At 66.7% G+C, this 26,482-nt stretch carries 29 protein-coding genes and 1 tRNA gene; 22 read left to right on the top strand and 8 right to left on the bottom strand.

Annotated elements, in window-relative coordinates; genetic code table 11:
* The first annotated feature begins 88 nt into the window (after positions 1-88).
* Entirely contained in the window at positions 89-1,162 is a 1,074-nt protein-coding gene (locus tag ACFRAQ_RS10880; protein WP_379097274.1) for a cytochrome P450, read from the top strand.
* On the opposite strand, the gene ACFRAQ_RS10885 is transcribed toward ACFRAQ_RS10880, so the two are convergent.
* Complete coding sequence (locus ACFRAQ_RS10885) at positions 1,134-1,613, bottom strand: hypothetical protein (RefSeq protein WP_379097277.1); 480 nt, start codon at positions 1,611-1,613, stop codon at positions 1,134-1,136. The two genes, ACFRAQ_RS10880 and ACFRAQ_RS10885, sit on opposite strands and share 29 nt — an antisense overlap.
* 146 nt (positions 1,614-1,759) lie before the next feature.
* Positions 1,760-1,984, bottom strand: a complete 225-nt coding sequence (locus tag ACFRAQ_RS10890; RefSeq protein WP_379097279.1) for a hypothetical protein — start codon at positions 1,982-1,984, stop codon at positions 1,760-1,762.
* Positions 1,985-2,353: 369 nt separating this feature from the next.
* On the opposite strand from ACFRAQ_RS10890, the gene ACFRAQ_RS10895 reads away from it, so the two are divergent.
* The 10 genes from ACFRAQ_RS10895 to ACFRAQ_RS10940 all read left to right on the top strand — a co-directional run bounded on the left by ACFRAQ_RS10895 (position 2,354) and on the right by ACFRAQ_RS10940 (position 13,588).
* Positions 2,354-3,523 (top strand): cytochrome P450, encoded by a 1,170-nt coding sequence (locus ACFRAQ_RS10895; protein ID WP_379097282.1) that lies wholly within the window; start codon positions 2,354-2,356, stop codon positions 3,521-3,523.
* 114 nt (positions 3,524-3,637) lie between these two features.
* A tRNA-Val gene (locus tag ACFRAQ_RS10900) sits at positions 3,638-3,709 on the top strand.
* A gap of 373 nt (positions 3,710-4,082) precedes the next feature.
* The gene (locus tag ACFRAQ_RS10905) at positions 4,083-6,530 is read left to right on the top strand and encodes a CHAT domain-containing protein (RefSeq protein WP_379097285.1); all 2,448 of its coding nucleotides are present in this window, start codon (positions 4,083-4,085) and stop codon (positions 6,528-6,530) included.
* Positions 6,531-6,540: 10 nt separating this feature from the next.
* A complete protein-coding gene (locus ACFRAQ_RS10910) occupies positions 6,541-6,906 on the top strand; it encodes a hypothetical protein (RefSeq protein ID WP_379097288.1) in 366 nt (121 codons plus the stop codon).
* On the top strand, positions 6,903-7,568 hold the full coding sequence (locus tag ACFRAQ_RS10915; RefSeq protein WP_379097291.1) for a hypothetical protein: 666 nt from the start codon (positions 6,903-6,905) through the stop codon (positions 7,566-7,568). Before ACFRAQ_RS10910 ends, ACFRAQ_RS10915 begins: the two co-directional genes overlap by 4 nt.
* A gap of 76 nt (positions 7,569-7,644) precedes the next feature.
* Positions 7,645-8,679 (top strand): trypsin-like peptidase domain-containing protein, encoded by a 1,035-nt coding sequence (locus tag ACFRAQ_RS10920; RefSeq protein ID WP_379097294.1) that lies wholly within the window; start codon positions 7,645-7,647, stop codon positions 8,677-8,679.
* A 13-nt stretch (positions 8,680-8,692) separates the two neighbouring features.
* Complete coding sequence (locus tag ACFRAQ_RS10925; protein ID WP_379097297.1) at positions 8,693-9,889, top strand: effector-associated domain EAD1-containing protein; 1,197 nt, start codon at positions 8,693-8,695, stop codon at positions 9,887-9,889.
* A 26-nt stretch (positions 9,890-9,915) separates the two neighbouring features.
* Positions 9,916-11,757, top strand: coding sequence for an FG-GAP repeat domain-containing protein (locus tag ACFRAQ_RS10930; protein ID WP_379097300.1), 1,842 nt, complete (start codon positions 9,916-9,918; stop codon positions 11,755-11,757).
* Between the two features lie 24 nt (positions 11,758-11,781).
* Positions 11,782-12,888 carry an effector-associated domain EAD1-containing protein gene (locus ACFRAQ_RS10935; RefSeq protein WP_379097303.1) on the top strand — a complete coding sequence of 369 codons (1,107 nt, stop codon included), beginning with the start codon at positions 11,782-11,784 and terminating at the stop codon, positions 12,886-12,888.
* 97 nt (positions 12,889-12,985) lie between these two features.
* Positions 12,986-13,588, top strand: a complete 603-nt coding sequence (locus ACFRAQ_RS10940; protein ID WP_379097306.1) for a DUF4822 domain-containing protein — start codon at positions 12,986-12,988, stop codon at positions 13,586-13,588.
* Positions 13,589-13,665: 77 nt separating this feature from the next.
* On the opposite strand, the gene ACFRAQ_RS10945 is transcribed toward ACFRAQ_RS10940, so the two are convergent.
* The gene (locus ACFRAQ_RS10945; RefSeq protein ID WP_379097309.1) at positions 13,666-14,286 is read right to left on the bottom strand and encodes a TetR/AcrR family transcriptional regulator; all 621 of its coding nucleotides are present in this window, start codon (positions 14,284-14,286) and stop codon (positions 13,666-13,668) included.
* A gap of 99 nt (positions 14,287-14,385) precedes the next feature.
* Here ACFRAQ_RS10945 and ACFRAQ_RS10950 point away from each other — a divergent pair, with 99 nt between their 5' ends.
* From ACFRAQ_RS10950 to ACFRAQ_RS10960, 3 genes are read left to right on the top strand one after another with little or no spacing between them, the layout of a single operon-like run.
* On the top strand, positions 14,386-15,750 hold the full coding sequence (locus ACFRAQ_RS10950) for an alpha/beta hydrolase family protein (RefSeq protein ID WP_379097312.1): 1,365 nt from the start codon (positions 14,386-14,388) through the stop codon (positions 15,748-15,750).
* Positions 15,747-16,697, top strand: coding sequence for a fumarylacetoacetate hydrolase family protein (locus ACFRAQ_RS10955; protein WP_379097315.1), 951 nt, complete (start codon positions 15,747-15,749; stop codon positions 16,695-16,697). Before ACFRAQ_RS10950 ends, ACFRAQ_RS10955 begins: the two co-directional genes overlap by 4 nt.
* 11 nt (positions 16,698-16,708) lie before the next feature.
* Positions 16,709-16,843, top strand: a complete 135-nt coding sequence (locus ACFRAQ_RS10960; protein WP_379097318.1) for a hypothetical protein — start codon at positions 16,709-16,711, stop codon at positions 16,841-16,843.
* Positions 16,844-16,906: 63 nt separating this feature from the next.
* Here the strand turns inward: ACFRAQ_RS10960 and ACFRAQ_RS10965 are convergent, their stop codons facing one another.
* A complete protein-coding gene (locus ACFRAQ_RS10965) occupies positions 16,907-17,188 on the bottom strand; it encodes a hypothetical protein (protein ID WP_379097321.1) in 282 nt (93 codons plus the stop codon).
* Positions 17,189-17,340: 152 nt separating this feature from the next.
* Between ACFRAQ_RS10965 and ACFRAQ_RS10970 the strand changes: the two genes are divergently transcribed.
* On the top strand, positions 17,341-17,565 hold the full coding sequence (locus tag ACFRAQ_RS10970; RefSeq protein ID WP_357285488.1) for a ribbon-helix-helix protein, CopG family: 225 nt from the start codon (positions 17,341-17,343) through the stop codon (positions 17,563-17,565).
* Positions 17,562-17,996, top strand: a complete 435-nt coding sequence (locus tag ACFRAQ_RS10975) for a type II toxin-antitoxin system VapC family toxin (RefSeq protein WP_379097325.1) — start codon at positions 17,562-17,564, stop codon at positions 17,994-17,996. The genes ACFRAQ_RS10970 and ACFRAQ_RS10975 overlap by 4 nt, the downstream gene beginning before the upstream one ends.
* A gap of 24 nt (positions 17,997-18,020) precedes the next feature.
* On the opposite strand, the gene ACFRAQ_RS10980 is transcribed toward ACFRAQ_RS10975, so the two are convergent.
* The 3 genes from ACFRAQ_RS10980 to ACFRAQ_RS10990 all read right to left on the bottom strand — a co-directional run bounded on the left by ACFRAQ_RS10980 (position 18,021) and on the right by ACFRAQ_RS10990 (position 20,956).
* A complete protein-coding gene (locus ACFRAQ_RS10980) occupies positions 18,021-18,728 on the bottom strand; it encodes a S1 family peptidase (RefSeq protein ID WP_379097328.1) in 708 nt (235 codons plus the stop codon).
* Between the two features lie 184 nt (positions 18,729-18,912).
* On the bottom strand, positions 18,913-19,221 hold the full coding sequence (locus tag ACFRAQ_RS10985; protein WP_379097330.1) for a hypothetical protein: 309 nt from the start codon (positions 19,219-19,221) through the stop codon (positions 18,913-18,915).
* Between the two features lie 355 nt (positions 19,222-19,576).
* The gene (locus ACFRAQ_RS10990) at positions 19,577-20,956 is read right to left on the bottom strand and encodes an MFS transporter (protein ID WP_379100205.1); all 1,380 of its coding nucleotides are present in this window, start codon (positions 20,954-20,956) and stop codon (positions 19,577-19,579) included.
* A 210-nt stretch (positions 20,957-21,166) separates the two neighbouring features.
* On the opposite strand from ACFRAQ_RS10990, the gene ACFRAQ_RS10995 reads away from it, so the two are divergent.
* Positions 21,167-21,373: a heavy-metal-associated domain-containing protein gene (locus tag ACFRAQ_RS10995; protein WP_379097332.1), complete on the top strand. Its 207-nt coding sequence runs from the start codon at positions 21,167-21,169 to the stop codon at positions 21,371-21,373.
* A 208-nt stretch (positions 21,374-21,581) separates the two neighbouring features.
* Positions 21,582-21,962: a helix-turn-helix domain-containing protein gene (locus ACFRAQ_RS11000; protein ID WP_379097333.1), complete on the top strand. Its 381-nt coding sequence runs from the start codon at positions 21,582-21,584 to the stop codon at positions 21,960-21,962.
* A 97-nt stretch (positions 21,963-22,059) separates the two neighbouring features.
* Here the strand turns inward: ACFRAQ_RS11000 and ACFRAQ_RS11005 are convergent, their stop codons facing one another.
* Positions 22,060-22,842, bottom strand: a complete 783-nt coding sequence (locus tag ACFRAQ_RS11005; protein ID WP_379097335.1) for an SDR family NAD(P)-dependent oxidoreductase — start codon at positions 22,840-22,842, stop codon at positions 22,060-22,062.
* A gap of 116 nt (positions 22,843-22,958) precedes the next feature.
* Between ACFRAQ_RS11005 and ACFRAQ_RS11010 the strand changes: the two genes are divergently transcribed.
* The 4 genes from ACFRAQ_RS11010 to ACFRAQ_RS11025 all read left to right on the top strand — a co-directional run bounded on the left by ACFRAQ_RS11010 (position 22,959) and on the right by ACFRAQ_RS11025 (position 26,469).
* Positions 22,959-23,582, top strand: coding sequence for a TetR family transcriptional regulator (locus ACFRAQ_RS11010; protein WP_357285467.1), 624 nt, complete (start codon positions 22,959-22,961; stop codon positions 23,580-23,582).
* Positions 23,583-23,654: 72 nt separating this feature from the next.
* Complete coding sequence (locus ACFRAQ_RS11015) at positions 23,655-24,062, top strand: DUF6153 family protein (RefSeq protein WP_379097339.1); 408 nt, start codon at positions 23,655-23,657, stop codon at positions 24,060-24,062.
* 103 nt (positions 24,063-24,165) lie between these two features.
* Positions 24,166-25,722, top strand: coding sequence for a multicopper oxidase family protein (locus tag ACFRAQ_RS11020; RefSeq protein ID WP_379097342.1), 1,557 nt, complete (start codon positions 24,166-24,168; stop codon positions 25,720-25,722).
* Between the two features lie 171 nt (positions 25,723-25,893).
* On the top strand, positions 25,894-26,469 hold the full coding sequence (locus tag ACFRAQ_RS11025) for a TetR/AcrR family transcriptional regulator (protein WP_379097344.1): 576 nt from the start codon (positions 25,894-25,896) through the stop codon (positions 26,467-26,469).
* Positions 26,470-26,482 lie beyond the last annotated feature (13 nt).

Here is a 26,482-nt window from a genome sequence, read left to right on the forward strand (position 1 = left end):
CCCGGCGTTCCGGCGATTCCCGGTGTGAGCGCAAATCCCCAGCGTAGAATCATCTTTCGGAGTGCCTCCGCCAATCCTGGGAGTCGCCATGACATTCCCGTCGGGGATCGCCGCTGCTCCGAATCGACTGCCGCTGCTGGGCCACATGGTGTCGCTGCTGCGTGATCCACTCGGATTCCTGAGTTCGCTGCCCGCGCACGGGGATCTCGTGCGGATCGGGCTCGGCCCGGTCGAGGCGGTGGCGGTCTGCGATCCGGGTCTGACCCAGGAACTGTTGCGGCGGGACCGGGTCTTCGACAAGGGCGGGCCCCTGCTGGATCGGGTCCGCGAGGTGCTCGGCGACGGGTTGGTCACCTGCCCGTACTCCTCGCACCGCCGACATCGGCGACTGGTGCAGCCCGCTTTTCATCCGAGCCGGACCGCCGACTACGCGGCGGTGATGAGCCGATGCATCGGCGAGATGGTCGAATCCTGGGACGACGGTCAGAAGCTCGACATGAAAGCCGAACTCCACGCGATGACCTCGGCGGTGACGGCGGCGACCCTGTTCACCCACTCCGTCCCGCGGCCGGTCCTGCGGCAGATGCTGCGGGATGTCGATGACGTCGTGCGAATGCTGATGGCGCGGACCCTGCTACCGGCTCCGCTGCTGACATGGCCGACAGCGGGCAATCGGGCCTACGAACGCGCGATCACCGATCTGCGGGCGGCGCTGGCCGAGATCATCACCGCGCGTCGGCGGGCGGGTGCCGATCAGGGGGATCTGCTCTCGGCGTTGATCGCCGCGCAGGACGAGGACGGGGGCGGGCTCAGCGACCTCGAGATCAGCGACCAGGTCATCACCTTCTTCGTGGCGGGCACCGAAACCACGGCGACCGCGCTCGCGTGGGCGCTGAGTCTGCTCGACGCGCACCCCGATATCGCGGAACAGCAAAGGGCGGAGGTCGATTCAGTGCTGGCCGGACGGACCGCCGGCTATGGCGACCTGCCCCGGTTGCCGATCACGAGCCGGGTCATCACCGAGACCTTGCGGCTGCGTCCGCCGGTCTGGTTCGTGACCCGCACCGTGCGGGAGGACACCGAACTCGGCGGTCAGACGCTGGCCGCGGGTACCACGGTGCTGTACAGCGCCTTCACCATTCAGCAGCGGGCGGTTTGGTGAGCAGGTACTTCTCGGTGTCATCCGCCCAGCGGCGGCGCTGGACCGGGGAGCCTGCCGCCGCGACCCGGCCGTTCAGGTCGCGCAGCGCTCGCGCGACCGGCAGTGTGGGGTTGTCCGCCGGGGATTCCAGCACATGGACGAGGTCGCCGATGATCGCGCTGAATTCGACGGGGTCGCTCCCGATTCGGTTCGCGTCGCAGTACAGATCGTCGAACGCGAACAGCCAGGTGATGAAGTCGGTCGCCAGCTGCGTGCCCTCGCGGGTTCCCCGGGGATAGGTGTAGGACCCCAGCGCGGCCGGTGCGCCCGAACGGAATTCGGCTCGCCGGTGCGGCGGCATCACATCGTGCGCGTCGAGCCAGGCCATGCTGTCGGCTTCGATCCGCGTCAGGATCGGATGCACCAAACTCTCCAGTGGACACCACAATTCCCGATCGCCGACGGCCGTCATCGCGGACTCCCCACAGACTGGACGGGCAGTTCGAATGCCAGTCGCACTCATGATCCACGATCGGCGCCCCACCGGCAGGTGAAATGGCGCCGCCGACAGGCGAAATGGCCGGTCCGTCAGATGGACCGGCCATTCGCGTCACCGGGTCAGCGATGCTGAAGCTTGCGCTTCATCTCCTTGTCCAGGCCCTGTGCGTCCGACCGTGCCTGCTGGGCTTCCCGTTTGACGCCGGCGCCCAGGCGGTCCATGTCGCGCCGGGCGTCGTCGGCCATCTGGTCCATGTCGGATTCCATGCGCTGGGCCTGGCCCTTCATGCCCTTCTTGGCCTTGTCGGCGATCTGGCTGGGTTTTCGGCCGTGCTTGCTAGACATTCCAACCTCCGAATAGGTAGGTCTGGGGTCCGAACTGAAGGAAAAGGGACGCGTCCGCGTCCGCCGAATCTCCGAGCGCTGTCGACCGGCGTTCACCAACCGGGCGGGAACGCCGACAGCCGGGATATCGCAGCAATCGTTGAGCAACAATTGCGCCTCGTAGAGCCTGCCCCTGCGGACCGCCGCTGTCAATCACTTTCCCGAAATCGGCCCCTGAGCGCGGGGTCGTCGAAAACCGTGCACGCCGATGCGGTCGCGTCGGTAAGGTGGCTCTTCCGCGTCCGGGATGTGTGCTGTTCGGCGGCGGTGGAGTGTTGCGTACCGTGTGAAGTGGGTTCGATGTCAGAGCAAGTCGGTACGCGCGTACCGATGTATACCCCCGAGTTCGCCGCCGACCCGCACCGGGTCTATCGCGAGATGCGGGAACAGTACGGGTCTTTGGTTCCGGTGGAGCTCGCGCCGGGGGTGCCGGCCACGCTGGTGGTCGGATATCGCACGGCGGTAAGGATTCTCAACGATCCCGACCGGTTCCCCGCCGACCCGCGGGCCTGGCAGGCGGGCGTGGCCGCGGACTGCCCGGTGCTGCCGATGATGCAGTGGCGGCCGAATGCGTTGCGCAACGCGGGATCCGAGCACGCGCGGTATCGGCAGACCAATACCGCCGGGCTCACCGGCATCGACCACTACGGGTTGCAGGGCACCGTCGAGCGGGTCGCGGTGTCGCTGATCAACTCGTTCTGCGCGGCCGGGTCCGCGGATCTGGTGCGCGACTACGCTTTTCCGCTGGCCTTCCAGGTGCTCAACACCCTGCTCGGGTGCCCGGTCGAGATCGCGGCTCAGGCGGCCGAGGGAATGCGCGCCATCTTCGAGGGCGTCGGCGCCGAACACGGCAACACACTGCTCATCGGCGCCCTGCTGCGGCTGACCCAGCACAAGCGCGCCCACCCCGCCCACGACGTCACCACCCGCATGCTGCGCCACCCCGCCGGCCTCACCGACACCGAGATGGTGCACCAGCTGGCCACCCTCTACGGCGCGGGCATCGAGCCGCAACAGAACCTGATCGTCAACACCCTGGTCCTGCTGCTCCTCGACGACCGCTTCCGCGGCAGCGCCCTCGGCGGCAGCCTCTCCACCCGCGACGCCCTCGACGAAGTCCTCTTCAACGATCCGCCGATGGCCAACTTCTGCATCAGCTTCCCGCCCCAGCAGGTCCTCATCGACGACACCTGGCTCCCACCCGACCAGCCGGTCGTGATCTCCATGGCCGCCTGCAACACCGACCCCACCATCCGCGGCGCCGGGTTCTCCGGCAACCGCTCCCACCTCGCGTGGGGCGTCGGCCCCCACGCGTGCCCCGCCAGCTCCCTCGCCTACCTCATCGCTCAGGAAGCCGTCGACCAACTCCTCGACGCCCTCCCCGAACTCCACCTGGCCATCCCCGCCCCCGAATTGTCCTGGCGCCCAGGCCCCTTCCACCGCGCCCTCCTCGCCCTCCCCGTCACCTTCACCCCCACCCCACCCCTCCCCGAACGCTGACGTCCCCCCGCCACCCGGGCGTCGATTTGGCAATCGGGCGGGGTAACGCGCTAGTGTTGTCTCACTCCGGCACGGGAAACCCCGAGCCGGACAGCCGCTTCGGCGGCGAGACCCGGTTCTATAGCTCAGCGGGAGAGCACTCGCTTCACACGCGAGGGGTCGCTGGTTCGATCCCAGCTAGAACCACCTTGGAAGAGCCTCAGGTCAGCGAACTGCGGCTCTTTTTTTCCTTTGGCAGAAGCGCTTTCGCTGCTCGGGAACCATCGCCGTGACCCGCAAAGATCCGACCGGCTGGCGAAACGATTCGCGCCGTGTGCTGTGATGACAGGGGCTGAAGTGGTTGTTGTGGCGACCGGTGAATGTACTTCGCTGCCGGGGCGCCGCGCTGGTGTCGGCGGCACGGTCCGAGCTGCTGAAACTGGAGACCGATCGTTCTTGACACCTGTGCCGCACCGCCAGCAAGCTGGTCGCCAATTCGTCGCGGCGCGAGCGCAGCCACGGCGGGGGCACGCGTGCGTCGTCGCCGACCTGGGGCCGCCGGCGGGTCAGGGAGCTGGGAATGGATCTGTGGGCATTATGGCGTCGTGGGCATCTGGCCGAGCCGGGACGTCGCGCGGCGACACTGCCTGTTCCGGGCGCGTTGTCGCTGCGCTGCCGCTGTGAGGCGCTACGTGGGGGCGGCACCGCAGGGCGGGGCGCGTCGGAATTCGATCTGTCGGAGGCATTGTGGCAACGACAGCTCGAATTGTTCGACTGGGGAGATCAGGCCCTGCGGCGCAATGACATCGACGCGGCGGTGGCGGCGTTCGAGCAACTGGCCGAATCGCATCGCGAGGGCCACTATCCGATCGCGATGATCGACGCGCGGATCGGGCTGGGGGACGCGCACCGTCAGGCCGATCGTCTCGACGCTGCGATCGGCGAGTACTCGGGCGCGATTGCCGGGACCCGTGCCTGCGGCTATGGCTACGGCCAGGTGCGTGCTGGAATCCCCCTGGGGTATCTGTTGCTGCGTAGCGGCAGCGCCGCGCAAGCGGCCGAGCAGTTCGAGGACGCTGCGCGGGTGGCGGCTGACAACGATTGGCGACTTGATATCGCCAACGCGCATACCGGGCTCGGTGAAGCGTTCGGGCGGATACGCAGACCGATGGCGGCGATGCGGGCGTTGCTGGACTCCGTGGCCCTGTACGAGGAGCTACGGTCGGGGGAGGGCGTGGCGAACGCGACAGTGCAGCTGGGGGAGCTTTGTCGTCGCAACCGGTGGCTCGCCGAGGCCGCAGGCTGGTATCGCCAGGCGATCACGGCGGCGCGGGCCGGCCATCTGTCCATGGCCCTGACCAATGCGTTGGACGGGCTCGCGGAAGTTCAACTGGGACAGGGAGATCGGGTCGCTTCAGTCGCCAATCATCAAGCCGCCTATGAGGCTGCGGGAGCGGGCAACGCGAGAGGGCGGGCGCACGCGCTCAACGGGTTGGGGCGCTGTGCGGTGAACGCCGCCCAGCGGGACCTGGCAATCAGGTTGTTCGGTAGGGCGTTGCAACTGTATCTCTCGATCGACGATCTGACCTCCGCCGCGACCTCGGAAGCCGGTATCGCGCGCGGATACGAGGCCATCGGGGTTATGGAACAGGCTGTGCGCCACCGGGTGTCGGCGGTTACCTTGATAGAGACGATGCGGGCAGCGCAGATCGAACACGCGCACCAGTCCGAATACTACGAGCGTTTCGGCACCGTGCACGAGATGGCCGTGCGGACCGCGATCCGCGCCGGTGATCCGGCGGCGTTCGTGGCCGTCTTCGAAGCGATGGCAGGGCGCCGACTCGCCGGGCTGATGACCGCCGCACCGGAGAACACCGCTGATGAGCGCATGCTGGCACAACTTCTGCTCGAAGCGAATTCGCGGGCCGGGCAGCGCCGCGACCGTACCCGGACCCTCGGCGGACTCGCGTTGCGCGTTGCGCTACCGCAGCTGGCGCGTCAGGGGTTCGACGACAGTGTCGCCGGACTCTACTCCCCGTTCGATCCGAACGAGACCGAGAATCTGTGGTCACGGATCGACACCGGTGCGGCGTACTTGCTGTTGGTTGCTGCCCTACGAGAGCCCGACGAGCTGGCGTGGCTCCTGCGCCCGCCGGAGGGTCCACTGCACATCGGTCTGCACGACCTGCCGGCGTCGACGCGGGCGGTCTTCGATGGACTGCACAGTGACGGACTACCACTCGATGCCACCCCCTCGACGGTCGCCGCCCTGGACGCGTTGATGCCGCAGGACATCGCTGCCTTGATCCCACGCGACGAGCCGCTGGTCATCGTTCCGGTGGGGCGGTTGTGGGCGGTGCCGTGGACCGCGGTGCCCATCACGACCGGCGAGTATCTCGGCGAACGAAACCCTCTGTGCCTCAGCCCTTCACTGACCTCGGTTGCGCACACCAGCGGCGGCGGTCGCCGCCCGCCCGCGTCGCGCGTCGCGCACTGGACCAGTCCGCTGGTGAACCACCATCACGTGGCTGCGTACGAGGGCCGGGACGGGTTGTCGGTGGCGGCAATCACCGACGCGAGTGCGTGCCGCAATGCGATTCTCGACGTAGAGACGGACCTGGTTGTCGTGGTGGCGCACGGGCGGCCGGTGCGCGAGTTGGTGCACTATCTCGAGCTGGACGAACATACCGCGCTCACTCCAGCCGACATGTTGCGAGCTGTGCCGCCGCCAGCGCTTATCCTCATATCATGTTGGGGCGCACATGCTCCCGACCGCGGATCGGGTGACCCGATGGCCATCGCCACCCTGGCCCTCGCGCGAGGCGCGTACTCGGTAGCCGCCACGACCTCGGAAATGCTGGACGACTCGGCCAGTTCGGCGTTCGTGAACCAGTTTCTCAGCGCCGCCGCCGTCCACCCGATGCCCCATGCCCTGCTGCTTGCGACACGCCGATGGCTGGCGCGCCCGGAATATCGGGCCGGATTCTTGTCGCGCTGGGCGCCCCTTGTGACACTGTGCTCTTGGTGAAAGGACTCCTATGTCACAGGAACTGCCGTACGAGCTCCAACGACCCACCGCCTACGAGTGGACCGAGAAGGCCTACGACCTGATGATCGCCAATGCCCTGGTCGTGTCCCTGTGCACGCGCGAAAGGGTGGAGTTGGCCACCGCGACGGGCCTGTGCCCGAGATGCGCGCATGACGTGGGCTTCGTAATGGAACGCAATGCCCCGATCCCCGGGCACGTGGGCGGACTCGGTCAGGAGTCGGCTGCGATCGATGAAGAGTATGTTCCCGTCGATGTGGTATGCCGGTGCGCCGGAACGCATCCCGGCCGTCCGGCAGATGTAGCCACGGGCTGCGGGATCGTGTTCCGCGCCGAAGTGATCCGGACCGAACAATGACCGGCACTCCACCACCGTTTCGCCGGCCCCAGCACGGCCCGCCCAGCTCGGCCGCTCGCGATATCGCCGAATGGGATGCCCTGGTGGCGGGGAGCATCGATCGCGCCACCGCGACTGCTGAGAAATGGCGTACCGGCCTGGCCGGATTCGTCACGATCGTCACCTCGGTGCTGCTGCTCAAGGGCCCGGACGCGCAGAAGCTCGCACACCCCTGGCATGCGCTCGTCATCGGCCTGTTCGTGCTGGCTGTCGTACTGCTGGTGGCGGGTCTGTGGCAGGCGCTGTCGGCGAGCGCGCCGCAGAGTCACTCACGGGACTACGCTTCCGTCATCGGCGCCTACGGCAGCGTCCGCGCGTATTCGATCACCGTGGCCAACACCATCAACGACGCATTGGATCGCGCCAAGGTGTTCGTGCTGGTAGCCCTGATCGCTTTCGCGTCCGGTATCGCGGCCTGGTGGCTGGTACCTCAGGTTTCGGAAAAGGCAAGAGCCACGCTGGTTTCGGTCGCCATGCCGACTGGAAACGCCACGTGCGGTGCTCTGGTGGACTCCAAGGACGGCGCGATGATGGTTCAACCCGACGGCGGCCCCGCGGTTTCGATCCTGTTGCGGGACACCAAGTCCGTAGCGGTCGTCGAGCGCTGCGGCGCGAAGAACTGAGGCCCGGGCAACCGGCCCGATGGCTACCGCCGACTCCGCATTCCTGGTCGTCGCTCACCGGAAAGAAGCCAATGCTATGACCGATCTACTCGATACGCTGCCTTTGGATTGGACTCGCCCGGAGGCCTCCGAGTTGCTCGACGTGCTGGCTCGTGCGTACTACCGAGAAGCGCCGGTCATCGAGTTCGCCGCCGCCGCGGGCATATCACCGGCCGACATCAACTGGTCCCAGCCGATGGCACAGGTGTGGCACGAGCTACTGACCAAGGCGCGCAACCAGAATCGGATCCGGGCTCTGCTTGCAGCTGCGTCGAAGGACGAGGCAGTCGCGCAACGAATCGACGAGCTGATCGGACCGTCACCGATCGTGGAAGCACCCGCGTCGGCAGGCGACGAGCCGGTGTGGCGCGGATTCGACGACCCGGCCGAGCTCGAGGCTCAGATCTTCGACGAGCCCACACTGTTGGACGTCGCATTCCTGGCCAGGGGGTTCTCCCTCGCTCCGGCGGTTTGCCGGCTGCTGGTGACCAGCGCGTCCGGGCGCCAGTTCGTTGGGACCGGTTTCCGAATCGGTGCGGATCTGCTGCTGACCAACCACCATGTCCTGTTCGACCACCGGACGCAGGGCATGCCGCTGGGCGTGGCGGTGCAAGCCTGGTTTCATTTCGAACTCGATATCGAGGGTTTGCCGCGCATCCCGGAGAAGGTGCACTGCGCGATGGACACCGTCATCGGTGATGCCCGTCGTGATTGGGCAGTCATACGCACGAATCAGGCTCTGCCGGAAATCATTCCGAGTATTCGGCTCGAGGCGGGTGTGCCGGTGAGCGTGAACGACCGGGTCAACATCATCCAGCATCCCAACGGGGGGATGAAGAAGGTCGGCCTGCACCACAACCTCGTCCGTCACGTCGATCAGGACGTGCTGCAGTACTGGACCGACACCGAAAGCGGTTCCTCGGGGTCACCGGTGTTCGACAACCGTTGGCGGCTGGTGGCGCTGCATCACGGACGTGCACCCGACCGAGCGGATCCACAGGGGCGCAACCAGGGCACCCGCGTCGATCACATCGTCGAGGGCCTGCTCGCCGCAGGAATCGAATTTCTGTAGAGATTGGATGAGGATGTCGTTTCTCGATCGGCGCCCGTTCGATGCGAGCGATCCGCAGGCCCGCGAGCTGGTCACGGCCCTGGGAAACGGATATCCCCGGCCGGAGGACGCGCATCGTCTCCTCTCGATCACAGGAATCCCGAAGCAGGACATATTCTTCGGCCAGCCGATGAGCGATGTGTGGTTGTCGATCTGTGAGACGGCCGCCAATCGAGGGCTGTTGCGCACACTCGTCGCCGAGGCATCCAAGGATCATCGTGTGCCGGGATACGCCATCTTTCGCACGCTGGTGGATACACCTGTATCGGACAGCCATCCGCCGTCGCACGCTACTGAGGTTCGCGCGAAATCTAGGAGATTTCGCCTGCTCGGGGTGTTGGCCATCCTGGTGGCCATCGTGGTGTACGTCGGAGTGCAGAAGCTCATCGGTAAGGGAAGCGGGGACTCCTCGGGCGCGAACCCCGCGACCGTCGCTCTCAAGATCTACGACCTCGGGCAAAGCAAGGGTGAACTGACTTTTGTCTTTCCTCCGGAAGTTGTCGATAAGGCAACTGAATTTGCGGAGCGGGTCCGCAATGATGCCCAGCCTCGAGCCGGCGACAAACTGATCGAATCCGGGTGGTACGCAGGTCACGTCAAAGTGGTCTTAGAGGTTACCAATTCCAGCGATCGAGAGATCGATATCCTGGACGTCAGGCCGGTCAACCGACAACGCTCTCCTATAAAGCTGGGCACCGTCATCTGGGTACCTCCCGGCGGTGGTGGCCCCGAGGACAATTCGATGTGGTTCGGGCTCGACTACTCGCAGCCGACTGCTCGTTCAGGCGCTGGCTTCGGGGGCAATGCCGAGGATCCCGCGTTCTTCGAATCGCGCCTGTTGGGAATCAACCCCGGGGGGCGCAAAGTTCTCTCGACATACTTCTTCGAAGATTCGGCTGCTGTTTCTTTCGACATCGAAGTCGAATATCGAGAGGCGGGTGCAGACCGATCGGACACCCAGGCGATCAGCAATCATGGCCACCCCTTTCAGGTAACCGCATGGCCGTGCCCTACCTGGCTTCGCCGCCATAACGTTGCCGCAGCAATCGCCACGGATATCGGAAATCTACGCTACGGCTCGGTCTTGAAGAAGATCCCTGCGCGAAGCGGAAACGGCTGGGAGATGCAGGAGATGCCGCCGGATGACTATGCGGCAGCCTGCGGGAATTGAAGAGTATTCAGGCAAGGAGTGCGCGGGTGTTTGCTTCGGTGAAGATTCGGCTACTGGCTGTTTTGGTGCTCGCGGTGTCGGTCGCGCCGGTAGCAGCCTCGAGCATCCTGTCCGTCAGACCGTCAACGTTCGCCTATGCGACCAAAACCGAGCTGGTCGTGGTCCGTGGAGATCGTGAATTGGCTCGCGAGAAGATCTCCTTCACAAAATCCTACGGCGGAATAACCTGGACGCAGGATGGTCGATATGTTGCGATTCTCACCGATGAAAAACCTGGCGTCGAACTCAGGTCAGAGAAGCGAAGGCTGATTGTTGTCGATTCCGAGAGCGGGAAAACGCGACGCCTTCCATGTCCTCTTTGTTCGGGATTGGCCGCTATAGGGAAGGATGCCATCCTGGCCAGTCAGGTGACAAAAGATTACAGCACGCACGGTTTCGGGCTACTCCGATTCGATCTCTCGGGTAGCAGGCCTGCCGTCGAACTGGCCACTGGCGTTCGAGGGGATGTGAAGGGCGAAGAGAACTCGAATATCAAGGAGGCCCGAATCCTCGCCGGGGTTTCAGGGGGTGCACTCGTCGGCGCATTCGCCGAGAAGTGTGAGAATCGCTTTCTTCTGTTGCGTTCCGATAGCACGTTCGATGGCATTGGGAGAAGGAAGATACCAGCCTATGGGCGTAACTACGGCTGCTATTACGGCGACGGAGTGGTGGCAAGTAAGATCGCGTCCGATGGTTCGCCCGTATTCGCCGTCGCCTTGGTCGTCAACAGCGTTCAGAATGATTGTGCCGCGCGTCATGAGGTTCTGCTGCTGTCGTTGGATGGACAGGGCGCTGTGAGTACAGATCTATCGGCACTCGATCCACCGGGGTATCAGCGTGGCGTGGAAACTCATGTCGCGGTATCGGACTTGTGGTGGGACGGCGCCGGTCGTTTGCATGCCATCATGTACGCGGGCGTCTGTGATGGAACCGACAGTATGACGACACTGCCGACTGAATGGTTGCTGGAAGGCAATAGCTGGGTTCAAGTCACGCCCGAGGGTATCGTGGCAAAACGAGAACTGAACGATGTCGTGAATCTCGTCGTCACGCTGCGGGATAGAGTGAATCTTGTCGGCACCTTGTTCGCAGAATTCCCCGCTGGTCGTCGTAAATTGGCCGACGATGTAGTTTCTGTGGAGATTCCGCAACCGCGAATTAGTTACGCCGATGCTTCCGGCCGGTTGCAGGTGAGGATAAAGGACATTTGTCCACGAGAAATCTGCGTGGGCGTTCGCGAGGGTGATGTCGATGCCGACGGCAGGATCGACAGGATCGGTCTGGTACTGGATAAATCCAGTCGCGTCGATTCACTCGAGCTCTATGTCCAACTCGGGAATGGTCTCTTTGTCAGTGGTGTGGTAGATACCGCAAAGAGGCCGGATAGGGGTTGGTTAGGAATCAGTGATATCGATGGTGATGGCCGCGGCGACATCGTTATAGATATCGGCGGAGTAATAGCCGTCAAACTTGTCGAAGGAAGGCTCGAGGTGATTCGAGATTACAATAAGGGCGAGCTCCTGATGTTCGCCGACAATCAGAAGCGTGAGTACAACAGATTCGAATTCGGCGGCTTTACCTGTGAGCGCGTCGATGGGCATGCGCGGGTGGCAAAGTTCCGACTGACTGTGTATGACGATTCTGTGAATGTAATCACGGGTCAGGAGGAAGTTCTCGAAGCCGGCACCGATGGTGTGATGAATCGTGTATCGGTTCGGCAGCTCAAATTTGATAATGACCCCTCCATTGGGGGTGGACCCCACTTGCCGAAGGAATTCGAGGAAAAGGTGGGTGCGCATTGTCCCGGTCTGAGTAGATATCGGAACTAGGCACAGAGTGGAAGCGCGATAGCGATGTCGATTCTCGATAGGTACCCGTTCGAGGCGAACGACCCGAAAAGCAGAGAGATGCTCGCGGCCCTCGCGAACGCCTACCCGACTCTTCCCGAGATTCGCGAACCCCTGGCGGTGGCGGGAATTCCGCGACACGAGATCGCCTGGCATGGCAGTGCCGCCAATGTCTGGCTCGACGTGTGCGAACGGGCGGCGAATAGTGGGCAGCTGCGCCAGCTGATCGAGGTGGTTGCGGCCGCGCCGAACGCGCAGGCATACCAGATCTTCCGCGAACTGGTTTCTACGCCAATCGAATCCGTACCGCGGAGGAAGCGTCCCGTGACTCCAGCCCGGAGGCCGGGGGCGTGGCCGTTGGCTGTACTCGGCACGGTGGCGGCTCTTGTGCTGGCCGGAGCTGTTGGCATCGGGATTCGGGCATTCGTCAAGTCATTGAACGATGCAGGCGCCTCGGTCGATGGGCACCCAGCTTTGACGGTCACCGTCAAGACCGTCAGCGGTGGCTGGTGCTCCACGGTGGTGTTCCCGAAGGCGGTGACCGAACTGAGCAGCCTTCCGGCGCCGGATCCGACCGCGTTCGGGACCTGGGTGCGTGCCAACGGTGGCTCCGAAGCGAACCCGTATGGGGCCTTCAGGCTGGGACGCGTGCAGTTGAACCTGAGCGGGGCCGGCTCGAAGCCGGTGACGATCACTGATCTCACCGCCGAAGTGGTCGATCGACAGCCGGGGCCACTCAAAGGGACCACTGTCAGTGGGCAATGCGGGAGTGAAACCATCGGACGACTCGCCGAGATCGACCTCGACGCCAACCCACCCACAATTATCGGATCGAGCGCTGACCCGGCACAGATCTGGGGGCACAAGATGCGCACCACGCCACTGGAATTCCCCTACAAGATCACCGACAGTGACACCGAGCTGCTGATGATCATTGGGGAGGTGCCATCGACCGACACGGTCTTCTACCGACTGCATGTGGGTTGGAGCGATGGAACCCGTTCGGGCAGCGAAACTATCGACAACAATGGACAACCGTTCCGCACCGCCACCGCCGACCCGGCCAACCCGATGTACAAACCCACTCCTGGCGGACTCGTCAGGGCCGGATAGTCCGAACGGCGGTGTGCAGGGCTCAACCCATCGGCGCGTGCAGCTATAGCCGATCGGTTGATGTGCGGTCCCGGGGCCGATTCCTACCGTTGAACAGGTGAACATCACCTCGCTGATCTCCCGCCGCACCGCAGTCGCCGTCTCCACCCTCGTGGTCGCCACGGTGGGTGTTCTGCCCGCCGCCGCCTTCGCCGCTCCGGAGGCTCCGGGCATCACCGCGGTCGCCCAGGACGAGGATTCGCCGTCCGCCGTGCTGGCCTCCACCCCGTGGAAGACCACCGACGCCCTGGATCGGAACGGCAACCGCGTCGCCCTGGACAACCCGGCCGTGTCGAACTTCGTGGGCTGGGCCTATTTCAAGGCCGACGGCACGTTCACCATGTACAACCTCGACGACACCCCGAAGATGCACGGCGACTGGACCGTCGCCCCCGATGGCTCGTCCCGCTGGATCGCCGCCAAGAACGACGCCGGCGACGTCCTCTTCACCCGCGTCGTCCCCATCATCCAGCTCGACAAGCACGCCTTCACCTACCGCGTCACCCCCAACGCCGCCGACCCGAGCGTCTACTACGACATCGTCCACACCCCCACCAACCACGCCGAGCCGGGCACCGACGACCGTGGCCCGGGTGCGCACGGCACCCAGGGCAACCAGGGCGAGGGCGGCTACCACCACAACAACGGCAACCAGCACTGACCTGCGGCCTCACGCCACGAACCCGGTCCTGCCGAGAGGGGGCCGGTTCGTCGTCTGTCGGATCGACGTCGGTGCGTTCAGGCGCGATGGGGGCGCTTCGCGGGCGCGGTTCGCATCGCGCCGAGGACGGAGGTGACCAAGGTGTCGACGAACGCGGCATCGGCGGGTCGGCGAGTCAGTAAGTGGCGGAAGTGGATTGGGGCGATCAGTAGCTCGATGGCGAGGCGGCCGTCGGTGTCGGGTGGGAGTTCGCCGCGGGCTACGGCGCGTTCGATGATCTGCTGGTTGGCGCGATACCTGGTTTCCCAGAAGGTGTTCCGGGCTTCGGCGATCTCCTCGGAGTCGACGACGTAGGCCAGGGCGCGGGCCAGGCCGTCGCCGAGGGGGGTGTCGAGGTAGCCGATCAGGGCGGTGGCGAAGGCGGTCAGGTCGCCGCGGGCAGTGCCGGTGTCGGGGAGGGGGAGGGTGAGTTCGCTGGCGGTGAGGAGGACGTCGAGGATGAGGTTCTCCCGGGTGCCCCAGCGGCGATAGATGGAGCTGTCGCGGACTCCGGCCCGGCGGCTGATGTCGGGGATGCCGACGTTTTCGACGCCCTGCTCGGTGACGGCCTCGAGAACGGCGCGGTGGACGGCATCGGTGACCTTGGCTGCTCGGCCTCCGGGGCGGCGTTGTGGCGCGGCGTTCTCGGGTTCGGTCATGAGGATATTTAAAGCAGATTGTCTTGCTTTTAGCTAGTCGCCGTGCCTACGCTCACAAAAGCAGAAGATTCTGCGAACCGCTGGAGTGGGAGGCGCACAATGAGGTCGTTGCCGGAACTGGGGAAGCAGGTGATGGTCAGCGCGCGAGCCTTGACCCACACCACAGAACGCGTGGCTCAGCGGGCGGGAGTGGCCCCCTTCCTACCTCGGTTGTTCGCGGACCGGTTCACCTACCTCGGCGGTATCCCGATCGAGGAGTTCCGCGCCCAGCTGGCCGGATGCCGATCCTTCGACGACGCCCGCTGGGCCGGACACTGGGAAGGCTTCGCCGACGAGCACCTGGCCCTGGCCGACGCGGCTCTCCTCCGGTTGGACGGACCCCGGGCCGAGCGGCTGGCCGATCCGAACGCCACCGTCGACCTGCGCGAACTCGGTGAACTGCTCGCACCGGCCGTGACGATCCTCGCCGACCGGGGGACAGTCGCCGATCCCGCCGCGGTAGCCCGCTTCTGCGCCGAGCATCCCGAGGCCACCGATGCCGCGATCGCGCTGGACGAGTTGATCAAGGCACTGGTGTACGAGTTCGTCGCCGCCTGGCCCGGGTGGACTCCGCGGCGGCTGCGCGCCTACGAGCGGTCCCACCGGTTGTGCGAGGTCCTGACGCTCGCACTCGCGCCCGCGATGGGCGTGACCATCGAGGTGGTGCGCATCCCGGTCGGGGACGGCGAACAAGTGCGCGGCATGCTGGTGCTTCCGGCCGGATCGGCGACGCCCGCCCCCGCCGCACTGGTCACCACCGGACTCGAGGGCACGATCGCGGAACTGCTCATTCCGATGCTGACGCAGCGGGATTCGGGTATCGGCCTGCTCGTCATGGAGATGCCCGGCACCTACTCCTACCGCCGACCGCTCTCGGCCGCCTCCCAGCAGGTGTACACGAAGGTCATCGACTTCCTGGCCGCCGAACCGCGGATCGACGCCGACCGGATCGGCATGGTGGGGTTCAGCTTCGGCGGATACTGGTCGACGCGCATGGCCGCGGTCGATGACCGGCTGAAGGTCGCGGTGTCCAACGGTCCGCTCGCCCATCGCAGCTTCGGCGGGCGCAACTCGATCGGCCTGCCGGAGATCATGGTGTCGACCCTGGCCGCCACCACGGGCGCCCGGAGCTCGCTGGAGCTGTCCGGAAAACTTGCGAAACTCTCACTCGCACAGCACTATCGCGACATCACGATACCGATACTCGTCATCAACGGCACCCACGACACCCTGGCCGCCACCCAGGACTCGATCGATATCGCCGCCCACGCCCCGCACGGAGTGCTGGCGCTGTACGCCGGAGACGATCACTGCGCCATGGGCCATGCCCCACTCTGGTCCGAGCTCACCACCCAGTTCCTACGCGAGCACCTGCCGGCCTCCAGCCCCACTGTCGAATCCGAAGCGAAGGTGACGAACCGATGACCCTCTCGACGACCCCGCCCCGAACCCGGCGGATCCTCCATCGCGGCGAACACCGCATCGACACCCAGATCGACACCGGCGACGGCTGGCGCGACCTCGACGAATCCACCGGCGGCAGCGGAGTTTCCGTGATCCCGTCCGCGTTCTCCACCGACTTCGAGATCGCGCGCTACGACGCCCTCGGACTGTCCGACGGCGCCACGGTCCTGCCAGTGTGCCCGCCCTCGTTCCGCGACTTCATGCTCTTCGAGCAACACGCCGTGGACGCCGCCCGCGGGCTGACCAAACGCTTCATGCCGTCCGGGTACCGGATCGCGAAGCTCTACGAGGCGGTCACGCGCCGGACCTTCCCGCCGTTCCGGCCCCACTCGCTGTGGTACTCCCAGCCGATCTACTACATGTCCAACGCCCTGACCATCGTCCCGTCCGGGGTTCCGATCGCCGCGCCGCCGTACACCCGCGCACTGGATTTCGAACTCGAACTCGGCGTCGTGCTGGGCGAACCATTGCGCGACGCCACCGTCGAGCAGGCCGCGGCCGCCATCGCCGCGGTCGTCGTGGTCAATGACTTCTCCGCCCGAGACGTGCAACTGCCGGAGATGCGTTCGGGTTTCGGGCCGCAGCGGTCCAAACATTTCATCACCTCGATGTCGGCGACCGCGGTCGCCGGACCGGCGGTCGTCGACCGGCTCGATTCCCTGACCGCGACGGTCACCATCAACGGGAACACCGTGTCGCGCACCGGAACCCACGGCATGCGCTACTCGATGGCCGAGGCCATCGCACACGTGTCACGTGGCGAACAGCTCTATCCAGGCGAACTGCTCTGCAGCGGCACCCTGCCCGGCGGCAGCGGCATGGAACTGGGCCGCTGGCTGGAACCGGGCGACGACCTGCGCCTGGAAATCGACGGCATCGGTGTCATCGAACACCGCGTCGAGACGTAGGGGAGACGCCCATGCGGATCGAAGCCCGCGCTCATGAGAGCGCCCTCCAACTCGCTGCCCAACCCGCGGGCATCCTCGTCCCCGGCCACGGCGAGCCGATGGTGCTCGACCCGAACGACCTGACCCGCGCGCTACACCGCTCATGACCCGCCGAAGAAATCGAGCCCCAGGTCATATCGACCTGCGGCTCGATTTCATTGCGGGACGACTCAATTGGTCTTGCACAGCCATTCGGTGCCGTAATGCGCGGCATTCCCGCCATCGAGATGCACCCACGTCCCGCGCCCGTCATCACATGGCTCGCCTTCGACGTGCGCCGGTGCCGGAGGCTTCGACGGCGTCACGCCCGCGCTCCCGGTGAACAGGCCGTCCGGCAATGGAATCGAGATCCCCGGCACCGGCTGCCACACATCCGCGCTCGCGGTAGCGGGGGCGAAGAACGGAACGGCTACCGCGACCCCTGCCGTCAGAACTGCTGCGAAACCCTTCACGGGCGACCTCCCCAGCCGATGGTGCATCAACACTTGGACATCTGATCTATAGGTAGCCGATCGGTAACCATTACAGGCCCCCGTGGTTGTGGGGCGCACGGTGATCGGGCGCATGTCCGTGTCAGTGGTATCACAGGTGGTATCGTGACCGTATGGCCTGGACGATGCGCTTTCCCAGCGATGAAGAGGCCGCGCTAGAGGCGCAGGCTGAGGCTGAGGGGCGGTCGAAGCATGAAATCACCCGTGATGCTGTACGCGAGTACCTGATGCGGCACCGGCAGTGGGATGAACCGTTGGTCGAGGACGAGGACACCTTCGATATGGGTGGTCCGATCGGCAAGGATGACATCCACGATGCGATGAATCGGCCCGCATGATCGTAGTCGCGGATACCTCGGGCCTGCTGGCGCTGTTCAATCGCACCGACCCGGAGCACTTTGCGGTGCGGCGGGCGGCGGATGCCGCCAGTGCGTTGGTGGTGAGCCCGTTGGCGTTGACCGAGGTCCATCATGTGGCGAGTGTTCGTGCCGGGCGTAAGGTCGCCGACGCGGTGCTCGGCAAACTGGCGGATCGAATCGCCGCCACCCGAGTCGTTCTCGGGGAAATCGGTGCGGCACAGTTGCGTTCGGCCCTGGACATACGGAGCACCTACAGCGACCTCGATCTCGATATCGTCGATGCGACCTGCGTGGTACTCGCCGACCATTTCGACACCGATCGCATCCTGACGTTGGACCGCAAGGACTTTCGCGTCCTGCGCCCTCTGAGCCGGTACTCGGCCTTTCGAATCCTGCCTGACGACATGTGAACGGCCCCGAAGCGTCCGGGCTGATCAGATGGGGTGGTAGCCGGCGCCGGGGCGGCCGGCGACGTTGATGTCGGTGAGGATCTGGTCGATGGGGCGGTAGAAGGCGGGGGAGTGGAGGGGGTTGGCGGGGGTGATGCAGGGGAAGTCGAGGGTGATGTTGTCGTAGCCGACGATGCCGCCCTGGAGCATGCCGACCAGGCGGTCGCCGGCGGTGATGGGGCCGCCGGAATCGCCGTGGTTGGAACAGGTTTGGCTGAGGGCGACTTCCTCGAACGGGCCCCAGTTGATGCTGCAGTTGAAGCCGGTGCTGCGGCCGTTGACGCAGACCTGGGCGCCCGGGCCCGGGGTCGGGGCGGTGCCCGCGATGGTGCTGCCGCCGACGGTGCGGGTGGGAATGACACGGGCGGGATCGAATTCGATGACGGCGTAATCGAGGTCCCGGCCGTTGTCGGAGTAGGCGACCGTGCCGATGGGGCCCGCGCCGCGGTTGATCTCCGCTTCCACCTTGGTGCCCGTGGGCGCGCAGTGGCCCGCGGTCAATCCCACCAGCCTGCCCGCGTCGTCGTACCCGATGGTGGTGAGCGAACAGATCGCCCTGTTGCCGAGCACGATGCCGGAGCCGCCGCCCAGCGGCACCGTCACGTCGGCCGAGGCCGTGCCGGCGGTCAGGGTGCCGACAGCAATGGCGGCGGTGATCAGGCCCGATGCCAGCGAACTCCGAGCAATCGACATCACTCGAGAATTCGCGCTCGCACACCCGAGGGGAAGAGAGTGTGACGCTCATCACACTCACTGTTCGGTGTTCATGCGGATGCGCATCGAAGTGACCGGGCTCGATCCACCCCTGGAACGGAGACGCTGCGGGCCGGGGCACCGTCTGGTGACCCGGCCCGCAGCGTGCTGCGGAGTGCGCGGACTAGCCGCGGCCGCAGATGCCGTTCAGCAGGACGCCCATGCTGCTGATCTGGGCGACGTCGCCGTTGGCGAGGGCGTTGGCGAAGTTGTCGATGGCGGTGCGCTCGTCACCGGAGGCCTCGATGGCGCGCAGGCGATCGGCGACCTCGCTGCGCTGCTGCGGGCTCGGGCCCAGGGAGCCGTAGCTGTTGTAGATGTCGCCGGCGGTCTGGCAGGCGGGGGAGAGGGCGCTGGCGGTGCCGGCGGGGAGGACGAGCATGGCGCCGATGGCGCTGGCGGCCAGGAGGGAAGCGGGCAGGATTTTGCGCATACGGTTACTCCTCGAAGCAAGGTTCGGTTTATCGGCTCCGAGTCTGCCTGATGGAGTGGTGAATCCGATCATCCGCCGCCGTCGAGTCGGCGTGGTTGGCGGATTCCGGCCGTGGGGTCGGCGTGGTTGGCGGCCCGCGGCGTCCAGTTCAGCGGCCGTCGGGGGAGTGCCCGATGTGCTCCGGTACTGCCGCAAGGTCGCCGGCTCGTCGAGCACCAGCCAGGTGACCGCGTCGCTGAGCCCGCCGCGCCGCTCCCACAAACCTGCTCTGTACCGGCACTCGCCGGTGTCGGGTCGGTGGGCAATACAAAAACGGCAGGCACCGGGTTGGGTGCCTGCCGTCGGTCATCCGGCCTCAGGCCGCGGTCGGAACCTCGAGTCCCCGCCGCGTCCGGACCGGCCACCGCAGGTGATCGGCGTCGATCACGTACGGGTGGGTGTGGACGTAGAAGCCGTCGGCCCGCAGTTCCGCGTCGCCCAGCCGCTCCGGATCGATGCTGCCGACCGGGTGCAGGTGCGTGATCACCTCCGGATCCTCGCGCGGCCACAGCCGCGCCGCCACGGTGATGCCCGCCGTCGCCAGCACCGCCAGGGTCACCCAGGTGACGGTGAATCCCGCTGTGGTGGTGAGCCATCCGGTGACCGGGTAGGTCAGCAGCCACGCCAGGTGCGAGAGCGAGAACTGGGCCGCGAACAGCGCGGGACGATCCGATGCCTGCGAGGAGCGGCGCAGCACCTGACCGGTCGGGGTCAGGATGGCCGCGGTCCCGGCGCCCACGGTGGCCCACACCGCCAGGGCCGCGACCCATCGCCAGTCACCCGCGTCCGCCAGTGACAGCGCGATGGCGGCGGCCAGGCCGGTGAGCAGGGTGACCGCGCCGGCCAGCATGACCGGGCGCGCGCCGATCCGATCCAGCACGCGGGGAACCGACAGCGCCACCAGCATGGTGCCGAAACCATTGGCCGCCAGCAGCATCGCCACCCCGGACTGGGTGCCGCCGAGGGTGTCGCGGACGTAGTTGACGGTATTGACCATGATCACCGAACCGGCCGCCGCGACCACCAGGTTCAGGCCGAGCAGTCCGCGCAGCCGCGGGGTCGCGGCGAAGATGCGCACCCCGGCCGTGATCCGCTCCCGGAACGAATCACCGCCGGTGGCGGTCGAATTCGGGATCCGGGTGGCCAGGACCAGGACGCCCGAGACCGCGAAGCCGATGGCGGTGCCCACGAACAGCCAGTGGAAGCTCATGACCGTCAGCGCGGCCGCGGCGAGCATGGGGCTCAGCAGCGTCTCCATGGTGGCGGCCAGCTGCGCCGCCGACAGCGCGCGGGTGTACTCGCGCTCGTCGGGCAGGATGTCGGGGATGACCGCCTGATAGGTGGGTGTGTATGCGGCCGAGGCGGTTTGCAGGATCGCTATCAGGACGTAGATCTGCCAGATCTGATCGATGAACGGCAGCGCCAGTACGACGGCGGCCCGCACCAGGTGCAGCCCGGTCAGGAAGCCGCGGCGAGGCAGGCGGTGCGCGTAGGCGGCGACCACCGGCGCGACGGTCACGTACATCAGCATCTTGATGGTGAGCGCGGTCCCCAGCACCGCGGCGGCCGCGCCGCCCGCCAGATCGTAGGCCAGCAAACCCAGTGCGACGGTGGTCAATCCGGTGCCGAAGAGGCCCGAGACCTGTGCGGTGAACAGCCGCAGATAGTCCCGATTGCGGAAGAGGGAGCTGAGCATGGGGGTGGATCGCATCGGAATTCTCCTCTTCGTGGTGTTCGACAGGAGAGACGTTAATACCCCCTAGGGGTATGTGCAACGCCGGTTCCTGTGATGCGGCCCACGGGCGCCGGGAAGGCTCGAACCTTTGACTAAATACCATAGGGGGGTACGGTAGCGGCGAGAAGGCGGCCGGAACCGGCTGTCCCGAGCGAAGAGGAGCGCCAAGTCATGAGCACCACCACCGTCACCGTCACCGGAATGACCTGCGGTTGCTGTGCGAACTCCGTGAGCAAGGAGGTCGGCAAGATCTCCGGCGTCACCGGCGTGAACGTCGACGTCGACAGCGGCCGTGTCGTCGTCGACAGCGACGACCCGATCGCTCCCGGCGCCCTCGCCACCGCGGTCGCCGACGCGGGCTACGCCCTCGCCGACTGATCCGGCGTTCACCCCGAAAGCGGCAGATACTCCTCGGTATCTGCCGCTTTCGCGTGTTGCCACGCCGACATTCGCCGATGGCGCGGGATTCTCGCGAACTTATGGCAACCTATCCGGTGCTTCAGCGAAGGCTGGGATGCGGATCGAGGAGCGGTGTATGGGGAAGATGGGTAGGCGGAAGCGGTCTCGGCTCATTACGCAGGGACTGATGACTTCCGGGAAGACGCGGCCGGAGGCCGCGCAGGGGAAGCGGGACGCGGCCGTCGCCGCCGAGCCGGTGGCCGTCGCGGCGCAGCCGGTCGCGGAGCGGGATGCCGCGCCCGCGGCTGTGGCTTCGGAATCCAGTGCCGGGCAGCGCGATATCAAGGCGCTGGCCGAACGGGTCAAGGCCCGTCGCAAGGAGAACGGCTGGACACAGGCCGATGTGGCCAAGAAGGGTGGTCCGTCCGCCGGGGCGATCAGTCAGATCGAGCGGTGCCTGATCGAGGAGCCCGCCGAGGATCTGCTGGCCAAGCTCGACGCGGCGCTGGAATGGCCGTCGGGCACCGCGGACGGCATCGTGCGCGGACTGGTCGGCGCGGCGAGTTAGTCGTCCCGGCCACCCGCCACCCGGCCGAGGTGGCGAGGCCCCGATCGGATCACCGATCGGGGCCCAGCGGTATTCGAAGCGATTGTGCGCCAGGTGATTACGTATGCGCCGCGCCGTCGATGCGGATCTCGGTGCCGCTGATGAAGCGGCCGTCGTCGGAGACCAGCATGGCGATCACGCCCGCCACGTTCTCCGGACCCGCCAGCTCTTCCGGGTTGTCCTGCGGCAGCACGGCGATCAGGCGGCCGAACAGCGACCAGTCGGAGTCCTGCGGCAAGTAGCCGGGGGTCGCGTCGGTGATGCCGGACTTGATGCCGCCGGGCGCCACGCACACCGCGCGCAGACCCTGCTTGCCGTATTCCAGGGCCAGCGTGTGGGTCATGCTCTGGATGCCGCCCTTGCTCGCCGAGTACGCGGCCATATACGGGTGCGCGAAGCTGGCCGAGGTGGAGCTGAAGTTGACGATGGTGCTGCGCGGGTTCGCCAGCAGCGCGGGCAGGGCCTCCCGGATCACCAGGAAGGTGCCGGTGAGGTTGACCGCGATGATCTGGTTCCACAGATCCAGCGACGTTTCGTGGGTGTGGGCCGCGCGCAGGATGCCCGCCGCGTTCACGACGGCGTCCAGCCCGCCCAACGCCTCGATGGCGGTGCGCACCCCGGCGACGACCTCGGCCTCCTGGCCGACGTTCAGCTCGACCGTGGTCAGCCGGGCGTCGGTACCGGCCTCGGCGGCCTGCTTGCGGGTCAGTTCCAGGCCCTCGACATTGACGTCGGCCCCGGCGACGACCGCGCCTTCGGACAGCAGGCGGAGGACGGTGGCCTGGCCGATGCCGGATCCGGCGCCGGTAACCAGAATGCGGCGCTGCTCGAGACGGTTCATGGGTCACTTCCTGATCGGTGGAACCAGCTTCGTCGGTGAAGCTAGTTTCTGACACGATATGCCGAAAATGGCACGCGACGCCAGGAAACGTTTTCGGCCTCGGTACAGTTCCCCGGGTGAGCAGCGAGCGAAACCGCGCCGGGCGACCGGCCCTGAGTGAGACCCGTCGCGCGGCCACCCGCCGCGAAGTGGCCACGGTGGCGGCGCACCTGTTCATCGAAAACGGTTACGCCACAACCACGGTCGAGGAGATCGCGGCTGCCGCCGGGATGGGGTTGCGCACCTTCTACCGCTATTTCGCGGGCAAGGAGGACGTGGTCGCGCCGCTGCTGGCCATCGGCACCCAGGCCTGGGCCGATGAACTGGCCGCCTGCCCGCCGGAACTGCCGCTGCGTGAGGCGCTGAGCCGGTCCTACCGGGTCGCGACCCTGGGCACGCTGGCCGCGGAGGGCATCGTCGAGAACCGGCTGCGGCCGCTGGTGCGGGCCGCCACCCAGCTCCCGGCGCTGCGCGCTACCTGGCTGCGCGTGCAGTACGACTGCGAGACCCAGCTCATCCCGATCATCGCCGCCCGCACCGGCCGCACCGACGACGACCTCGATGTGGCCTTGGCCGCGGCCATGGCCAATACCGCGGTGCGGCTGGCCACCGAACTGTGGGCCGCGGGCGAGGAATCCGGTTCCGCCGCCGATGTTCTCGACACCTGCCTGGCCCGGCTGGCCACCGACAGCCTGCTGTAGCCGCCGGTCCAAGTACTGTGGCGTTCGATACCCCTGGGGGGTTGCCGTCCGTCGGCGGCTATCATGGCGGACGTGGCTGATCAGCGCGTCGCGCCGGGAGCGACCGGATACGTCCGGCTGCTCGGTGTGCTGGCGCTGCTGCTCGGGATCGCGGCCATGCACGCCGGGGTGTTCTCGGCCGGCCACGATATGCCCACGGTCTCCGCGCCGAGCGCGGTGACGGCCGCATCGATGCCGGCCTCGGGTCACGCGCCCGATCCCCACGGTGATCATTCCGGCGGGCACACGAGCTCGCACGGATGTGACTACCTGATCCTGTCGGGTCTGGCGCTCGGCATCGGCCTGGTCCTCCTGCACTGGATCGCCGATCGGTCCCGCGATCTCCGTCCGCCCGCGTTCGCGTCCTGGCGGATTCACCGGGAACGTCCCCCGCCCTGGACCTCGCTCTCCCTCTCCGAACTGTCGATTCTGCGGATCTGACAGGTCGTGCGCCGCGCCCGGACCCGGGTTCGCGGCCGACCTTCCGATCCCGGCCGACGCCCTGCGTGGGCGCGCCCAGAACCCGACGACTCAGGGAGAAATCATGTCCTCCAACCGTTCCCCGCTCGTGCGTCCGCTGACCCGGCGCGGGCTGTTCGCCGTCGGCGCCGGCGCCGCGGCCGCCGCGACGCTGGCCGCCTGCTCGAAGAACTCGGCCGCGACCCATGGTCTCGTGACACCCGACTCCGAGGCCGTCCGTGCCGCCGAGGCCGCTCGCCGCGCGGCGGGCGCGGGCGTGCGCGAGGTGAGCCTGCGCGCCGAACCGACCGTGGTCGACCTGGGTGGCGTGCGAGTGCCGACCTGGGCCTTCAGCGGCCGGGTGCCCGGACCCGAAATCCGTGTCGCCCAGGGCGAAGTGGTGCGCGCCGACGTCGCCAACGCACTGCCCGCCCCGACCACCGTGCACTGGCACGGCATCGCCCTGCGCAATGACATGGACGGCGTCCCCGACGTCACCCAGCCGCCGATCGCACCCGGCGGGACCTTCCGCTACGAGTTCACCGCGCCCGACCCCGGCACCTACTTCTTCCACCCGCACGTCGGCGTCCAACTCGACCGCGGCCTGTACGCGCCGCTCATCGTGGAGGACCCGGCCGACGGCAAGGACTACGACGTGGAAGCCGTAGTGGTACTGGACGATTGGCTCGACGGCGTCGATGGCCGCGACCCCGACCAGGAGTTGCGGCAGTTGCGGGACCAGGGCATGGCGGGGATGACCATGGGCGGTTCCGGCATGAACCACGGCGGCATGACCATGGGCGGAGGCGGCATGTCCATGTCGGCCGACCCCAACGCGCCGCTCGGCTCCGACGCCGGGGACGTCACCTACCCGTACTTCCTCGTCAACGGCAAACTCGGCACCGACCCAACGGTATTCACCGCCCGGCCCGGTCAGCGCATGCGGCTGCGGATCATCAATGCCGCCGCCGATACCGCGTTCCGGGTCGCGCTGGGCGGGCATCAACTGCGCGTCACCCACACCGACGGCTTCCCGGTGCGGCCCGTCACCACCGCGAGCCTGCTCATCGGCATGGGCGAGCGCTACGACGCCATCGTCGAACTGACCGGCGGCGTCTTCCCGCTGGTCGCCGCCGCCGAAGGCAAGAGCGGCCGCGCCTTCGCCCTGGTCCGCACCGGCGGCGGCACCCCGCCCCCGGCCGACGCGCAACCCGCCGAACTCGCCGTCGCCCCGCTCACCGCGGACCGCCTGACCTCCGCCGAACCCGTTCGGCTCCAGGCGAAACAGCCCGACCAGATCCTCGACGTCACCCTCGGCTCCGACAGGAAGAACTACGTCTGGACCATCAACGGCAAGGCCTATCCCGACCACGCCCTGCTGAACGTCTCCCAGGGTCAGCGCATCCGCCTGCGCTTCCGCAACCAGTCGATGATGTTCCACCCCATGCACCTGCACGGCCACACCTATCAGGTCGTCAACCGCGACGGCACGGGCCCGCGCAAGGACACCTCCATCGTCACGCCCATGCAGACCGTCGAAGTCGACTTCGACGCCGACAATCCCGGCCAGTGGATGCTGCACTGCCACAACGCCTATCACGGCGAAGCAGGCATGATGGGCATCCTGTCCTACGTGCGCTGAGGATCGGTCATCGGCCGCTGGTCCGATAGGGGACCGGCGGCCGAGCCGCTCGAGGTCGCGCTCGATGCTGCCCTGAATCCGTTGCGGCGTGGCAACATCCATCTCATCGAGACAGAGTGTCCATGGTCGATACTCTCTGTTCGGATGGGGGTCAGTACGTATAGTCGAGCTGTGCCGAAGCTGTGGAACGAGACGATCGAGGCGCACCGGAGTCAGGTGCGGGAGGCGATCCTGGACGCGGCGGGCGCGCTGGCCTCCGATCGCGGGCTGCGCGGGGTGACCATGTCGCAGATCGCGGCGCGGGCCGGGATCGGGCGGGCCACGCTGTACAAATACTTCTCCGATGTCGAGACCATCCTGCGGACCTGGCACGTGCGCCGCATCGACGGACATCTGCGCGAACTCGCCGCGGTACGCGACGGTGTGGGCACGCCGGGAGAGCGGCTGGCGGCGGTGCTCACCAGTTACGCGCACATCGCCCGGCAAAGCCGAGGCCATGACCGGGAATTGGTGACCTTCCTGCACCCCGACGAGCAGGTCGTCCACGCGCACAACCAGCTTCGCGAGTTGATCGGTCAATTGGTCGAGGAGGGAGTGCGTTCCGGCGACCTGCGCCACGACATGCCCGCCGCCGAACTCGCCGCCTACAGCCTGCACGCCCTCGGCGCGGCCGCCGAGGCGGGCGACGACGCGGGCATCGCCCGGCTGGTGGCGCTCACGATGGGCGCGCTGACGTCCCGCCCCTGATCGGAAACGGGGC

It is taken from the genome of Nocardia sp. NPDC056611 (genome assembly GCF_042792755.1).
Taxonomy (GTDB): Bacteria; Actinomycetota; Actinomycetes; order Mycobacteriales; family Mycobacteriaceae; genus Nocardia.